Origin of the sequence: Streptomyces sp. CB01881 (assembly GCF_002953255.1) — a bacterium.
GTDB lineage: Bacteria > Actinomycetota > Actinomycetes > Streptomycetales > Streptomycetaceae > Kitasatospora.
This window is the reverse complement of record NZ_CP026498.1, coordinates 7,978,280-7,992,032: the sequence shown is the minus strand read 5'-3', so window position 1 is coordinate 7,992,032 and position 13,753 is coordinate 7,978,280. Positions and strand designations below refer to the sequence as shown.

Genomic DNA, 13,753 nt, shown 5'->3' with positions numbered 1-13,753 from the left:
ACGACGGCCGTTCCTGCCGACGGACGTCAACCACGCCGCAGGGCCGGGTGTTCCCCGCACCGGGGCCCGGTCGCCGTCGTCACCGGCCGTCGTGCGCAGCGCCGTACGGCGGGCCGCCTACCGACCGTTCGGCTGACTCAGAGCCAGCAGACGGACACGCGTGGCGACTTCACGCCAGCGCGGGAAGTCGCCAGCCACAGGCCTCGCGGCCGGCGGTCGGCGTCCGGCAGGCTGGATCCCGGAGCGGATCACCCAACCGGATCCGTCCTCACCAGCAAGGTCATCGGGCTGGACCAGCGCCGATCGATCCCCGCGAGCCCCCGGAGCGGCACCCCGCACCGGGGGCTCGCGCCTTTGTCCGCGCCTCTGCCCGCGCCCCACCTCGCACCTTGCCCCGCCTCCTGTGAGGTCCGGCACAGCCGGGGTGCTTCATGGCATGAAAAGTCGAGGCGCTAGCGTTGTCCCCTGCAGCCATCTGCTCCCCCGGGCAGCCTGGAGGGAGTCGGACCTTGGACATCGCAGCGGTGATCGGATCCTCATGGATCTGCGCCCTGGCGCTCTTCGCCGTACTGGGCGACGCCTTCCTCCCCTTCATCCCCAGCGGAACGCTCGTCATCCTCGCCGTGCTCAAGACTTCGCAGATAGACGGCGCACCGCTGCTGCTGGGGCTCGGCGTCGCGGTGGCCTCGTTCCTCGGGGACCTGCTGCTCCTCCAGCTCGCCCGGCGCGGCGCCCCCTCGGTGCAGCGACGGCTCGAACACCGCCCGCAGCTGGCGGCCAGCGTCGCCCGGGTCCAGCAGGCCCTGGACGGCCGGACCACCGGGGCGGCCGCCGCGATGGTGGTGATCGCACGGTTCGTACCGGCCGGGCGCACCGTCCTCGACCTGGCCATCGGCCACTCCCCCGCCCAGCCGCACCGGTTCCTCCGCTGGTCCGCGCTGGCCGCGCTGATCTGGGCCGCCTACATCGTCACGCTGGGCTGGCTCAACAGTCACTGGTTCGACACCGCATGGCTGAGCCTCGCCGTCTCCTGCACCGCTGCCACCGTGGTCAGCACGACCATCGCGCGGATCGTTCGCCGCCACCGCCGACTCGCCGCGATCTGACTCCTGCCGGCCCATCTGCCGGCCGGTCTATCTGCCGGTCCATCCGCCCGCCGCCCTGTCCGCCCACCTTGCTGCCCACCTGCCCGTCCGCCCGCCCACCCGTCGGCAGCAGAGCCGGCCACGGCCCGGGCACGGACCGTGGGACGTGGCCCCGGAGATGCAGCGCCGCGAATGCAGCGCCGGGGATGCAGCGCCGGCGAGAGCCGAGCGTCACAGGACGGCAACAGAAGGGCCATCACCGCAGCCCCTGGACTCGCATTCTGCGTATTGACTGTCAATGGACCTCGGCACCTTGGTGCACCCTGCGTCCACATGACATGCTGACGGCGAAATAATCATCAATTGCCCGATTTGACCGGTACGGCCCACTGTCGCCATCACCACCCGGCCAGCGGCACCCAGGGGAGACCATGACCAACATCTCGCGCAGGACCGTGCTCAGTGCCACCGCCGCAACCGTGGCCCTCGGCGCAGTGACGGCGTGCTCCAGCGGCGGATCCGGGTCGGGTTCAGGGTCGGGGTCGGGCACGGCTCCCGCCCCGGGCGGCAGCAGCACCGGCAACGGGCCGACGGGCAGCGACTCCCCGGGCAAGGGGGCGCCCAAGGGGACGCCGATCGGCGACGGCTCCAACGCCGACACCGGCCCCCAGCCGAACCAGCCCAAGGCGGAGAAGCTCAAGCCCGGTGAGCGGCCGCCCCAGTTCGTGGTGTTCTCCTGGGACGGCGCCGGCGCCACCGACGACGGCCAGTTCCCCCGCTTCCTCAAGCTGGCCGAGGAGCACAAGGCCTCGATGACCTTCTTCCTCTCCGGGATCTACACCCTCCCGAAGGGCAAGGCCGACCTGTACCACCCGCCGAAGCACTCGGTCGGTGCGTCCGACATCCCCTACCTGTCGGACGGCGCGGTCAAGAACACCATCAAACTGATCAGCCAGGCCTGGCTGGCCGGCCACGAGATCGGCACCCACTTCAACGGGCACTTCTGCTCGACCCGCTCGGACGGCAACGGCGTCAACAAGTGGACCCCGGAGGACTGGCAGAGCGAGATCGACCAGGCGATCGGGTTCGTGACGCAGTGGCGGACCAACACCGGCTTCACCGACGTCGACCCGCTCCCCTTCGACTACAAGAAGGAGCTCATAGGCGGCCGCACCCCCTGCCTCGAAGGGCAGAAGGCCCTGCTGCCGACCGCGGCCAAGATGGGGTGGAAGTACGACGCCAGCTCCTCCGGCGGCCAGCAGATATGGCCGCAGAAGGTGCAGGACGGCAAGGTCTGGGACTTCCCGCTGCAGAGCATCCCGTTCCCCGGGCACGCCTTCCAGGTCCTGTCGATGGACTACAACATCCTGGCCAACCAGTCGGCCGGCAGCACCAAGGGCGACCCGGCCAAGTACAACGACTGGCGCACCCAGGCCCGGGACTCCTATCTGGCCGGGTTCGACCGCGCGTACAACGGCAACCGCGCGCCGCTGTTCATCGGCAACCACTTCGAGCAGTGGAACGGCGGCATCTACATGGACGCCGTCGAGGAGACCCTCAAGACCATCGCGAGCAAGCCGGACGTCCGGCTGGTCTCCTTCCGGCAGCTGGTCGACTGGCTGGAGGTGCAGGACCAGTCCACGATCCGCAAGCTGCGCACGCTGAACGTGGGACAGGCGCCCTCCGGCGGGTGGGAGTCCTTCCTCGGCACCGCCGGCTGAGCACCGGCCGCAGAACCCGGCGGGACACGACCCGGCGGGAGCAAGGCCCGGCAGGAGCAATGCGCCGCGAGAGCAACGCAGCGCGTGGGCAGCTCCCGCTGTCGAGCGTGGCCGGGGCGGGCCGGCCGGCGCGGCGGTGACCTCTCGCGCCGCCGACCGGCCCGTTGCAGCGGCCGTTACCCGGCGGTGGGCCCGGTGCCGAGCAGGCGCTGCACGACGGCCTCGACGCCGGCCCGGCCCCAGAGGATCGAGTAGTGGTTGGTGTCCGGCACCGGTGCCACCGCCACGCGGGCCGGGTCCAGCCCTGCCAACTCGATCCGCTTGTCGTCGTAGAGGCCCTGCGGCTCGTCGAGCAGGCCGCGTTCCGCCCACAGCAGTTCACCGGGGCAGGGCAGCCGGTGCACCGCGGCGGCCGCGTCCTGGTCCAGCAGGACCTGTGCGCCGTCGGTCTGCACGGCCTCCAGTACGCAGGAGGAGCGCATCTCGGGCTCGACACCGACCAGATCACGCTGGGTGTAGGCGTCGATCTCCGCCGACCAGTCGGCGTTGAACGCCGGGTGCTGCTGCCAGAACGCGCGGTAGGCGGCGCGATCCGGGAAGGTCATCGACAGCCGTGCCAGCGCGGGGCCGAGCACCGCGGCCAGCGCGTCCTCCTCCCGGACGCCCTCCGGCAGCGGGAAGCTGACCGCCCCGTCGACCAGGACGACCCGGCTGACCAGCCCGGGATGCCGCACTGCCGTCAGCGCCGTGATCCAGGCGCCCATGGAGTGCCCGACGACCACCGTCGGCCCCAGGCCGAGCTCGGTGATCAGGGCGGCCACGTCGTCCGCGTGCCGGGCCAGGCCGTACGGGCCGCTCACGGCCCGGCTGGCCCCCCGGCCGCGCAGGTCGGGCGCGAGCAGCGTGGCCCGGCCGGCAAGCCTGCGGGCCACCTCGAACCAGGCGAGTCCGTTGGCGGTGATGCCGTGTACCGCCACGACGGTCGGAGCCCCGGGCACGGTGGCCGGCCAGCGGAGCACGGCCAGGTCCCCACCGGGAACGGGAATCGTCAGCTGCTCGGGCTGCGGAAGTGACTGGCTCACGCGGGGCTACCTCCTGAAGGGCGGACGCCGGGGGCACCGGCATGGCCGGCGGCCCGGGCCGAGCGGGCGGCGCGGATGCGGGCAGGCAGTCTAGCCAGGCCGCCGGGCAGCAGGTAGACCACGGCGACGAAGAGGCCGCCCAGCAGGAAGAGCGGCTGGGACAGCGGGACGCGCAGGACCGCGGGCAGGCCGGCGACGGCCTCGGAGTTGGCGAGGTCGCCGAGCCGGTGGCCGGCCCAGGTGTAGATGACGCCGCCGAACAGCGGGCCCCAGCGCGTGCCGGAGCCGCCGAGAACGACCATGACCAGCAGTGAGAGCGTGGCGTCCGATGTGGCGGCCTGCGGCGTGGCCCCACCGGTCAGCAGGAGGTAGACCACCCCGCCCACCGCGGCCAGGGCTCCGGCGAGGACGAAGGCGATCAACTTGTAGCCGTAGGGGCGGAGTCCGAGCACCTCGACCCGGCGCTCGTTCTCCTTGATGCCCTCCCAGACCCGCCCGGCCGGGGAGGCGACGGCCCAGTGGACCGCGGCCAGGGTGAGCACCAGGTAGGCGACGGCGATCCAGTAGAGGTTGGCGGTGTTCTCGATGCCCAGGAAGGCGGAGGGCAGTTGGTCGGCGGGCGCCGACCGGCCCTCCTCACCACCGGTGATGCCGCCCGGGTTGCGTTGGACGAGGATCGAGCCGGCCTGTGCGAAGGCGAGGGTGACCATGGAGAACCCGATGCCCGTGACGCGGAGGCTGACCGAGCCGAGCAGCAGGGCCAGCACGACGGCACAGGAGACGCCGAAGAGCGCCGCGGCGGCGAAGGGGAGTCGGAGCTCCAGCATGCCGAGGTTGGTGGCGTAGAGGCCGGTCGCGAAGTAGAGCGCGTGGCCGAAGGAGAGCAGTCCGGTACGGCCGAGCAGGAGGTCGTACCCGGTGGCGAGGCCCCCGTAGAGCAGGCACAGGGCGATGAGTTGGAGGCTTCCGGGGCTGCCGAGCGGGCCGTCGAGCAGTCCCGGGAGGGGAAGCGCACTGTATGGGGCGACAAGGAGCAGGATCAGCAGGGCGATCGGCCACCAGCGTAGCGCTCTGTGCACCACTGTCGAGCTCTCAGTGATTGATTCACCTGTTCGAGGGATGGCGCCGGCCTCGCCCGTCCGTCCAGAATGTCTCCCGGCAGGGCCGGTGTCAGTGGTCCCTGCTGAAGTGGCGGCAGTGCGGTCGGCCGCGGTGCCACCGGTGCTCGTGGTGGGGGTGTTGGTGCTCACGCGAGCCTCCCGGTGAGTCCGCGGGGTCGTACGAGGAGGAGGACGGCCAGCAGGACGACGACCGACAGGTCGCCGAGCCCTGCAGCGGTGTAGTAGTTGGCGAACTGCTGGACGAGGCCGACGCACACCGAGGCCACGGCGGCCCCGGTGACGGAGCCCATGCCGCCCATGACGACAACAACAAAGGCGAAGATGAGCAGGCTGGTCCCCTGACCGGGGTTGACCGAGCCGAAGTAGAGGCCGCCGAGGGCACCGCCGAGAGCGGCGGCGGCGCCACCGATGGCGAAGACGAGGGTGAACGCCCTGCGGACGTCGATGCCGAGCGCCGTGACCATCGCCCGGTCCTCGACGCCGGCGCGGACGATCAGCCCGTAGCGGGTACGGGCGAGGAACACCCGGAGAACGAACAGCACCAGGGCCGCCGCGGCCACCAGCACGAAGCGGTTGACCGGGACGGTCGCGCCGAGCAGGTGCCAGGTGCCGGAGAGCAGCTCCGGCTGCGGGAAGGGGCGGGCGTCCGCGCCCCAGATGCCCATCAGGAGAGCGGGCACGGCCAGCCCGACGCCGACGGTCGCGAGGATCTGGTCGCGCGGCCGGCTGTAGAGCGGCCGGATCAGGAAGAGCTCCAGCAGGACGGCGGCGGCCGTCCCGACCAGCGTGCCGAACGGCACGGAGAGCCAGAAGGGGAAGCCGGCCTCGGTGCCGGCCCACCAGGTGGCATAGGCGCCGATGGAGAGCAGGGCGCCGTGAGCGAAGTTGAGCACGTCCATCAGACCGAAGATCAGCGAGAGACCGGAGGCCACCAGGAAGTACAACGCACCCAGACCGAGACCGGTACAGGTGAGGAGGACGATCGTGTCCATCAGGGGTTCACCTCCGTGGTGACAGCAGGGCCGGGAGGCGCCTGACCGACGACTGCGGAACCGGTCACCGCGGGACCGGCTCCGGCTCCCGGTCGGCGGCCGCCGACGCCCAGCAGTCGGCGGGCGGCCTCCTCGTCGGCCAGCAGTTCGGCGGTGTCGCCCCGGTGGGCGGTGCGACCGTCGGCCAGCACGGCACAGGTGCCGGCCAGCCGGCGAACGAGGGCGAGGTTCTGCTCGACCAGGAGGACTGGCACGGCCTCGGCCGCGCGCGCCAGCACGTCGGCCACCTCGGCGACGATCTTCGGCGCCAGGCCCTTGGTGGGCTCGTCGGCGATGATCAGCCGGTTGCGGTTGAGCAGGGTTCGGCCGATGGCCACCATCTGCTGCTGGCCACCCGAGAGCGTCCCCGCCAACTGGGCCGCCCTCTGCTTGAGTTCGGGAAAGAGTTCATGAACGAGGTGATAGGCGGGCTCGGCATCACGGTCCCGTTCGGCCAACCGAAGGTTCTCGGCGACGGTGAGGCCCGCGAAGATCCCACGGTCCTCGGGGGCGTACCCGATACCCTGACGGACCACGAGGTGCGTGGGCAGAGAGGAGAGTTCGGTACCTGCGAACAGGACGCTGCCGGTGCGCGGCACCAGGCCCATCACGGCCTTGACCGTGGTGGTCTTGCCGGCGCCGTTGCGCCCCAGCAGCGCGGTGACCCCGGTCGGCGCCACGTCGAAGTCGACCCCGTGCAGGATGTGCAGCCCGTTGATGACCACCCGCAGATCGCGAACGGAGAGGAGGGCCCCGCCAGGAGCCGACGCACCGGATGGATCGGACGCACCGGGCGCACGGGACGCACCGCGCGCACCCGACGCACCGATGAGGCCGGACGCACCGGCCCCGGCGACATCCGCGGAACCGGCGGCATCCGCGGCATCAGCGGCATCAGCGGCATCAGCGGCACTGTCCGGCACGCCGGCAGCAACGCCTGAGGAGGAGGCATGGACAGGAGAGTCGGTCACAGCGCCTCGCCCAGGTAGGCCTGTTGCACGGTGGCGTCCGCCATCACTGCCTCAGGGGTGTCCAGCGCGAGCAGCGTGCCGTGGTGCATCACGGCCAGGCGGTCGGCCAGGCCGAGCAGGACGTCCATGTGGTGCTCCACCATCAGTACGGTGCGGCCGAGGTCGCGGTGCACCGAGCGGATCAGCTCGGTGAGGGCCGGCACCTCCTCCGCACTCACCCCGGCCATCGGCTCGTCCAGCAGGATCAGCCGCGGGTCGGAGACGAGCAGGACGGCAAGTTCGAGTTTGCGCTTCTCACCGTGGGAAAGGGCGCTCGCCAAGGTGTCGGCCCGGTGCGCGAGTTCGGTGCGCTCCAGGGTCCGGTCCACCTGGTCCGCGTAGCGGTCGGCGCGGCGCCAGATCCGGTACGAGGCCCGCGGCCCGGCCGCTGCCTGCGCGGCCAGGCGGACGTGGTCGGCCACCGTCATGCCCGGCCAGAGGGAGGAGGTCTGGAAGGTGCGGCCGAGCCCTCGGCGTGCCCTGGCGTGAACGGCCTCGGCGGTGATGTCGGCGCCGTCGAGTTCGAGGGTGCCGTGGCTCGCCGGGTAGATCCCGGAGATCAGGTTGAAGAGGGAGGTCTTACCGGCACCGTTGGGTCCGATGAAGGCGATGAACTCGCCTTCCCCCACCGAGAAGGAGACGTCTTCAACGATCGGCACACCGCGAACGGACCAGCCCAGGCCGGTGAGCCGCAGCACCGGCGGGGCCGTGGCGGCCGAAGGTGCGGCCCCGGGAGGCGAAACCGTGGCCCGGGCGGGCCGGGGCGTGCCCATCGCGGACGGAGCAGGACCGGTCACCGGGATCAGCCCGCCATCGGGGTGACCGGGGGCGCCGCCTCGTCCGCGGTCAGCGTCTTCTCCACGGACGGCTTGGCGGCGGCGCCGGTGCCGGTCAGCCGGACCTGGAACATCGGCTGGAGCAGGGCGTGGTCCTCGGCACGCACCGTGGCCCGGCCCTTCACCCCGTCGAAGCTCCAACCCTCCAGCGACTTCACCAGCGCCGAAGTGTCGTCGGCCGAGCCGTGGTTGGCCTCGATCGCGTGCACGATCATCTGGGCGGCGGTGAAGCCGTCCGGAGTGAAGATGTCGGACTTGCCGCCGCCGGCGGTGACGGCCTCGTCCATGGCCTTCTCCACCGGGGTGCCGGCGGCCCCGCCGAAATAGTGGTTCAGGAAGGAGATCTTCTCGCCCGCCGCTCCGAAGAGCGGGTAGGAGGCGGCGAGGTCGAGGCCGGTGACGACCTTGGTCTCGGCGAACACGTCCTGCTGGTTCAGCGCCGTCCACAGGGCGGACGAGGTGTCGCCGGCCCAGGCGACGAACAACAGGTCGGGCTTGGCGGTCTTGGCCTGGGTGGCGAACGGGGTCAGGTCGGTCGCGCTCGGGGGCGCGAGCACCGCCTCGACCGTGGCGCCCTGGGCGCCGAGCACCGCCTTCACGGCGGCCACGTTGGCCTGCCCGAAGGCGTTGTCCTGAGCGAGCACGGTGACCTTCCTGCCCTTGGCATCACCGATGAACGAGGCCGCGGTCCTGATGTCCTGGTAGGACTGGCGGCCGGAACGGAAGGTGTACTTGTTCAACCCGGTGACCTTGTCGGCGGCGGCCGGGCCGCTGATGAACAGCACCTTGTTCTGGGCTGCGATCGGGCCGACCTGGAGGGCGACACCCGAGGCGGTGGAGCCGGCCAGGATCTTGTGGCCCTTGCCGATCAGGTCCTTGGCGGCCGACACCGCCTTGGCCGGGTCGCCCGCGTCGTCCTGCTCCTCGAACTCGATCTTGTGCCCGTCGACCGCGCCGGTGCCCTTGGTCGCGTAGTTCAGGCCGGCCTTGAAGCCCTCCAGGTACTGCTTGCCGTACGCGGCCAGCGGCCCGGTCTTGGAGTACACCAGGCCGACCTTGACCGGGCTCTTGGAGCCGCCACCGTCCGCAGCGGCGGTCCCCGCCGTGCCCGCCTTGGCGCAGCCGGCCGCCAGGAGGGCGCAGGCGGCGATCGCGGCGAGTCTGCGGGCCGGTCCGGCGGCCGCCGTGCGGGCCGGTCCCGCAGCCGGGGCCACGGCCTCGGTTGCGGCTGCATCCGTGGGGGCACCGGAGGCGGTCCTGGTGAGGGCTGTCGAGCTGCGCATGGTGACCGACTCCTGAGAGTGCTGCGGGGGTGGATGCCGGAACCGTAGGTGTGGCGTGAAGGCTGCGACATGTGCCCGGACGACGCATCAGCCCGCCCGGATATGGCTGCGGCCGCCATACCACCGAGCCGGTGGCCCCCCGACGTCCATCCGGTGTGGCCTGTCGCCATGTGTGCGTGTACGTGCGTGGCGGAGCCCGCCATGGCACGGGCGGGCCGTGCGCGGCGACGGTGGTGGGGGAACGAGGCCCTCCCCTTTCCTCCACCCGCCCCTCCGTTCACCCACACCCCCTCACGAGGTGACCCCTTGGACAAGGTCCTGGACTCCGCCGCCGCCGCGGTCGGGGACATCCCCGACGGAGCGGTGCTGGCCGTCGGAGGCTTCGGTCTCTGCGGCATCCCCAGCACCCTGATCGGCGCCCTGGCCGCCACGGACACCACCGGCCTGCGGGTGGTGTCCAACAACTGCGGGGTGGACGACTGGGGGCTCGGCCTGCTGTTGCGCGCCGGGCGGATCGCCAGGATGACCTCCTCGTACGTCGGCGAGAACAAGGAGTTCGCCCGTCAGTACCTCTCCGGCGAGCTGGAGGTGGAGCTCACGCCGCAGGGCACCCTCGCCGAGCGGCTGCGGGCCGGCGGCGCCGGCATCCCGGCGTTCTTCACCCCGGCCGGGGTCGGCACCCAGGTCGAGGAGGGCGGGCTGCCCTGGCGGTACGGGGCGGACGGCTCGGTGCCGCTGGCCTCACCACCGAAGGAGGTCCGGGAGTTCGGCGGCCGCCGCTACCTGCTGGAGGAGGCCATCACCGCCGACTTCGCGCTGGTACGCGCCGAAGTGGCGGACCGGCACGGCAACTGCGTCTTCCACGCCGCCGCCCGCAACTTCAACCCGCTCTGCGCGGCGGCCGGCCGGATCACCCTGGTCGAGGCGGACCGGATCGTCGAGCCGGGCGCGCTGGGCCCGGACGCCGTCCACCTCCCCGGCGTCTACGTCGACCGGGTGGTCGCCGCCGACCCCGCAGACCGCCGCATCGAGCGCCGGACCGTTCGCACCGCACTCCAGGAGGCCTGACCCGATGCCCGCCGAGATCTCCACTCGCATGTCCACCGGGATGTCCACCAGGCCGGCCACGGAGAGGTCCGCCGAGGCGCCTGCCCGACCCGCCGATGCGCCCGCCCCACTCGCCCCGAGGAACGCGGTCGGCCCCGGAAACGCGCCCGACCCCCGGAACGCGCTCGCCGCGCGGGCCGCCCGGGAGCTGCGCAACGGCCAGTACGTCAACCTGGGCATCGGACTGCCGACCCTGATCCCCAATCACCTTCCGCCCGGCGTCCATGTGGTGCTCCACTCCGAGAACGGCATCCTCGGCGTCGGCCCGTTCCCCGAGGACGGAACCGAGCACCCCGATCTGATCAACGCGGGCAAGGAGACCGTGACGGTCGCTGCCGGGGCCTCGTACTTCGACTCCGCCTTCTCCTTCGGCATGATCCGGGCGGGCCGGATCGACGTCTCGGTCCTGGGGGCGATGCAGGTCTCGGCCGCCGGGGACCTCGCCAACTGGATGATCCCGGGCAAGATGGTCAAGGGCATGGGCGGCGCCATGGACCTGGTGCACGGCGCGCGGCGGCTGATCGTCGTCATGGAGCACACCGCGAGGGACGGTTCACCGAAGATCGTCGACGAGCTCTCACTTCCGGCGACCGGCCGACGGGTTGTCGACCGCATCGTCACCGACCTCGCGGTCATCGACGTCACGCCGGACGGACTGCGTCTGGTGGAGACGGCCCCGGGGGTGGGGGTCGAGGAGGTCCAGGCGGCGACCGGGCCGCGCCTTCGGCGAGCCGGCTGAGGGCGACGCCCCGAGCAGCAGCCGCCCGGCGCGACACCCGCCCCGAGAGAAGCGCCCGCCCCGAGAAGCGCCCACCCCGAACGCCACCTGCCGAGGAGACAAGGGCGCGAAGGCCGGACTGCCTGCGCGGCGGTCCGGCCTTCGCGCATTCTTTCGACCGACCCGGAATGCCGGACACGTGAATCCGCCCAATAGCACCATCGACGACCCGAATGGCCGGGAACCGTCATATCTTCATGCTTGCGCAATGATCATTTCCCGGATCGGTTGCGATCACGCCTTCGCTCCGGGAGAGTTGGGGAAGCCAAGGGTTCCGCACCCCCGGAGGGGAGTCCGGGGAGCAATGCGGGACCCTGCATTCGAGGTAGCAGCGCAGCCACACAACAAAATCGATCGTACACGTTTTACTGATTGACGGCCCGGAAACCGCCTGGATGCAGCGCGGTTCGCCGGGCGGTGTTCTGCTTCGAAGGCAAGGCTCCGGGGGGAGCGGTCGGTCCCTGCGCGCAGGTCGCAGCGCGGGACTCCCATGTCCGTACACCCCCGGTCGGAGCACGCACGAACCGGCCGGGCCACGCGGCCGGCCACGGGGGGAGCCACACATGATCAAGCTGTTCTCACGACAGACGGACGCCCAGTTCCGAACCGCCCCGGAAACACCTGCCCCAGGCACACCCGCCCCGGCGGGGACCGCCCCGCACAGCGCGGTCGAGGCCGACCTGCGCTCCATACCGGTCCCCGAAGCCCCGTACGACTACGCCCACTTCAGCCGCCTGGCCGGCCCGGCCACCACGCCCGACCCACCGGACCACGCCTTCCCGCAGTACCACCACTCCCCCGAAGCAGCCGCCGCGCCGGCGCCCTACCGCGTCCGGTACCGCAGCCTGCTGCGCCGCGAGCCGCACCGGATCCGGGCGGCGCTCCTCCTGCTGACCGCGCCGCTGGTCGAGGCGGTGCTCCTGGTCTGGCTGCTGCTCCCGGACCACTGGCCGGTCCGGCCGGGCGAGACGCACGCCTGGCTGCTGCTCGGCGACAAGGTGATGATCGGGATCATCGCGGTGGTCGAGGTGTTCCGGCTGGTCAACGTCGTCTCGAACGCCCACGCCACCCTGGTCGCCCGCGATCCCGTCCCGGTCACGCCGCAGGCGGGCACCCGGGTCGCGTTCATCACCACCTGCGTGCCGGGCAAGGAGCCGCCGGAGATGGTGCGCACCACGCTCACCGCCGCCCTGGCCGTCCGGCACGACGGCCCGTACGACGTCTGGCTGCTCGACGAGGGAAACGATCCTGCCATGCGCGCGCTCTGCTCCGAGCTGGGCGCGCGGCACTTCAGCCGGCGCGGGATCAAGCAGTGGAACCAGTCCAAGGGCCGGTTTCGCGCCAAGACCAAGCACGGCAACTACAACAGCTGGCTCCAGGCCCACGGCGGCGGCTACGACTTCTGGGTCTCGGTGGACACCGACCACGTCCCGCTGCCCGAGTTCTGCGAGCGGATGCTCGGCTACTTCCGTGACCCGGACGTCGCGTTCGTGGTCGGGCCGCAGGTGTACGGGAACTACCGCAGCTCCGGTTCGGCGGTCACCAAGTTCTCGGAGAGCCAGCAGTTCCTCTTCCACGCGCTGATCCAGCGGGCCGGGAACCGTTACGGCGCACCGATGTTCGTCGGCACCAACAACGCCGTGCGGATCAGCGCACTGCAGTCGATCGGCGGGCTGTACGACTCGATCACCGAGGACATGGCGACCGGCCTGGAGTTCCACCGCCGCCGGAACCCGGCCACCGGCGCGCGCTGGACGTCGGTCTACACGCCGGACGTGCTGGCGGTCGGCGAGGGGCCGTCGTCCTGGACCGACTTCTTCTCCCAGCAGCTGCGGTGGAGCCGGGGCACCTACGAAACCCTCCTCACCCAGTACTGGCGGGCGGCCTGGAGGCTGTCGCCCGGCCGGCTGCTCAACTACACGCTGATGGTCTGCTTCTACCCGATGGCGGCGCTGACCTGGCTGCTCGGCGGGGTGTCGAGCGTGCTCTACCTGGGATTCGGGGCGTCGGGCGTCCACGTGTCGTCCGAGATCTGGATGATGTTGTACAGCGACGCGGCCGCCCTCCAGGTGCTGCTCTACACCTGGAACCGGAAGCACAACGTGAGCCCGCACGAGCCGGCCGGGTCGTCCGGGGTGGCGGGCATGGTGATGTCGGCCCTCTGCGGGCCGATCTATGCAGCATCGTTTCTGCAAGCGGTGCTTCGCCTCCGCAGTCGCTTCGTGGTGACACCGAAGGGCGACTCGGCCAGCCCCGACCGGTTGGCGACGTTCCGGATCCACCTGTTCTGGGCGCTGGTGTTCGGCGGCGCGGTCACCGCCTCCTTCTTCACCGGCCACGATCACGTCGCCATGCGCACCTGGGCCTGCCTGGCGTTCCTCCTCAGCATGCTGCCGATCCTCGTGCTGGCCGCCGACGCCGTCCGGCGCCACCGGGCCCGGCCGACGTCCACCCTCTCGGTCACCGGCGCCGCGACGACAGCGACGACGGCAACGGCGGCCGCAACCGCAATCGCAACGACTTCACCGGCCACAGCGACGGCACCGACACCCACCGCCGCAGCGGTCGTCCCGCCCCAGGGCCGCGCCGGAACCGTCCCGGCGCCCACCAGCACACGCTGACCCGCACCCGCAGCAGGAGGGGACAAGCACCGTGAAGATCCGCAACGCCGGCCGTACCAGGCGGTTCGCCCTCGGCAG

Annotated in this window: 12 protein-coding genes; 6 read left to right on the top strand and 6 right to left on the bottom strand. The window is 71.6% G+C overall.

Annotated features, from left to right (window positions below; genetic code table 11):
* Positions 1 to 509 precede the first annotated feature (509 nt).
* Both C2142_RS24955 and C2142_RS24950 read left to right on the top strand, forming a co-directional pair.
* Positions 510 to 1,106 carry a hypothetical protein gene (locus C2142_RS24955; RefSeq protein WP_148645029.1) on the top strand — a complete coding sequence of 199 codons (597 nt, stop codon included), beginning with the start codon at positions 510 to 512 and terminating at the stop codon, positions 1,104 to 1,106.
* A 410-nt stretch (positions 1,107 to 1,516) separates the two neighbouring features.
* Positions 1,517 to 2,806: a hypothetical protein gene (locus C2142_RS24950; RefSeq protein ID WP_148645028.1), complete on the top strand. Its 1,290-nt coding sequence runs from the start codon at positions 1,517 to 1,519 to the stop codon at positions 2,804 to 2,806.
* Positions 2,807 to 2,982: 176 nt separating this feature from the next.
* Here C2142_RS24950 and C2142_RS24945 read toward each other — a convergent pair whose 3' ends face one another.
* The 4 genes from C2142_RS24945 to C2142_RS24930 all read right to left on the bottom strand — a co-directional run bounded on the left by C2142_RS24945 (position 2,983) and on the right by C2142_RS24930 (position 6,765).
* Entirely contained in the window at positions 2,983 to 3,888 is a 906-nt protein-coding gene (locus C2142_RS24945; protein ID WP_241002761.1) for an alpha/beta hydrolase, read from the bottom strand.
* Complete coding sequence (locus C2142_RS24940; protein ID WP_241002760.1) at positions 3,885 to 4,967, bottom strand: branched-chain amino acid ABC transporter permease; 1,083 nt, start codon at positions 4,965 to 4,967, stop codon at positions 3,885 to 3,887. The genes C2142_RS24945 and C2142_RS24940 overlap by 4 nt, the downstream gene beginning before the upstream one ends.
* A gap of 167 nt (positions 4,968 to 5,134) precedes the next feature.
* On the bottom strand, positions 5,135 to 6,001 hold the full coding sequence (locus tag C2142_RS24935; protein ID WP_148645027.1) for a branched-chain amino acid ABC transporter permease: 867 nt from the start codon (positions 5,999 to 6,001) through the stop codon (positions 5,135 to 5,137).
* The gene (locus tag C2142_RS24930; RefSeq protein WP_241002759.1) at positions 6,001 to 6,765 is read right to left on the bottom strand and encodes an ABC transporter ATP-binding protein; all 765 of its coding nucleotides are present in this window, start codon (positions 6,763 to 6,765) and stop codon (positions 6,001 to 6,003) included. The genes C2142_RS24935 and C2142_RS24930 overlap by 1 nt, the downstream gene beginning before the upstream one ends.
* Between C2142_RS24930 and C2142_RS24925 the strand changes: the two genes are divergently transcribed.
* Positions 6,736 to 6,981, top strand: coding sequence for a hypothetical protein (locus C2142_RS24925; protein ID WP_206671050.1), 246 nt, complete (start codon positions 6,736 to 6,738; stop codon positions 6,979 to 6,981). The two genes, C2142_RS24930 and C2142_RS24925, sit on opposite strands and share 30 nt — an antisense overlap.
* Positions 6,982 to 7,007: 26 nt before the next feature.
* Here C2142_RS24925 and C2142_RS24920 read toward each other — a convergent pair whose 3' ends face one another.
* Together C2142_RS24920 and C2142_RS24915 are read right to left on the bottom strand one after the other, a co-directional pair.
* The gene (locus C2142_RS24920) at positions 7,008 to 7,709 is read right to left on the bottom strand and encodes an ABC transporter ATP-binding protein (protein WP_241002758.1); all 702 of its coding nucleotides are present in this window, start codon (positions 7,707 to 7,709) and stop codon (positions 7,008 to 7,010) included.
* A gap of 143 nt (positions 7,710 to 7,852) precedes the next feature.
* Positions 7,853 to 9,169, bottom strand: a complete 1,317-nt coding sequence (locus tag C2142_RS24915; protein ID WP_148645026.1) for a substrate-binding domain-containing protein — start codon at positions 9,167 to 9,169, stop codon at positions 7,853 to 7,855.
* A 306-nt stretch (positions 9,170 to 9,475) separates the two neighbouring features.
* Here C2142_RS24915 and C2142_RS24910 point away from each other — a divergent pair, with 306 nt between their 5' ends.
* From C2142_RS24910 to C2142_RS24900, 3 genes are all read left to right on the top strand, one after another.
* Positions 9,476 to 10,237: a CoA transferase subunit A gene (locus C2142_RS24910; RefSeq protein WP_148645025.1), complete on the top strand. Its 762-nt coding sequence runs from the start codon at positions 9,476 to 9,478 to the stop codon at positions 10,235 to 10,237.
* Positions 10,238 to 10,241: 4 nt separating this feature from the next.
* Entirely contained in the window at positions 10,242 to 11,015 is a 774-nt protein-coding gene (locus C2142_RS24905) for a 3-oxoacid CoA-transferase subunit B (protein ID WP_174315735.1), read from the top strand.
* Between the two features lie 602 nt (positions 11,016 to 11,617).
* Entirely contained in the window at positions 11,618 to 13,675 is a 2,058-nt protein-coding gene (locus C2142_RS24900) for a cellulose synthase catalytic subunit (RefSeq protein ID WP_148645024.1), read from the top strand.
* The last annotated feature ends 78 nt before the right edge of the window (positions 13,676 to 13,753 follow it).

What these genes read in the sequence shown, in the direction of transcription:
- C2142_RS24915 (WP_148645026.1), bottom strand. Translation starts at nt 9,169, where the DNA reads ATGCGCAGCTCGACAGCCCTCACCAGGACCGCCTCCGGTGCCCCCACG.
- C2142_RS24900 (WP_148645024.1), top strand. Translation starts at nt 11,618, where the DNA reads ATGATCAAGCTGTTCTCACGACAGACGGACGCCCAGTTCCGAACCGCC.
- C2142_RS24905 (WP_174315735.1), top strand. Translation starts at nt 10,242, where the DNA reads ATGCCCGCCGAGATCTCCACTCGCATGTCCACCGGGATGTCCACCAGG.
- C2142_RS24950 (WP_148645028.1), top strand. Translation starts at nt 1,517, where the DNA reads ATGACCAACATCTCGCGCAGGACCGTGCTCAGTGCCACCGCCGCAACC.
- C2142_RS24935 (WP_148645027.1), bottom strand. Translation starts at nt 6,001, where the DNA reads ATGGACACGATCGTCCTCCTCACCTGTACCGGTCTCGGTCTGGGTGCG.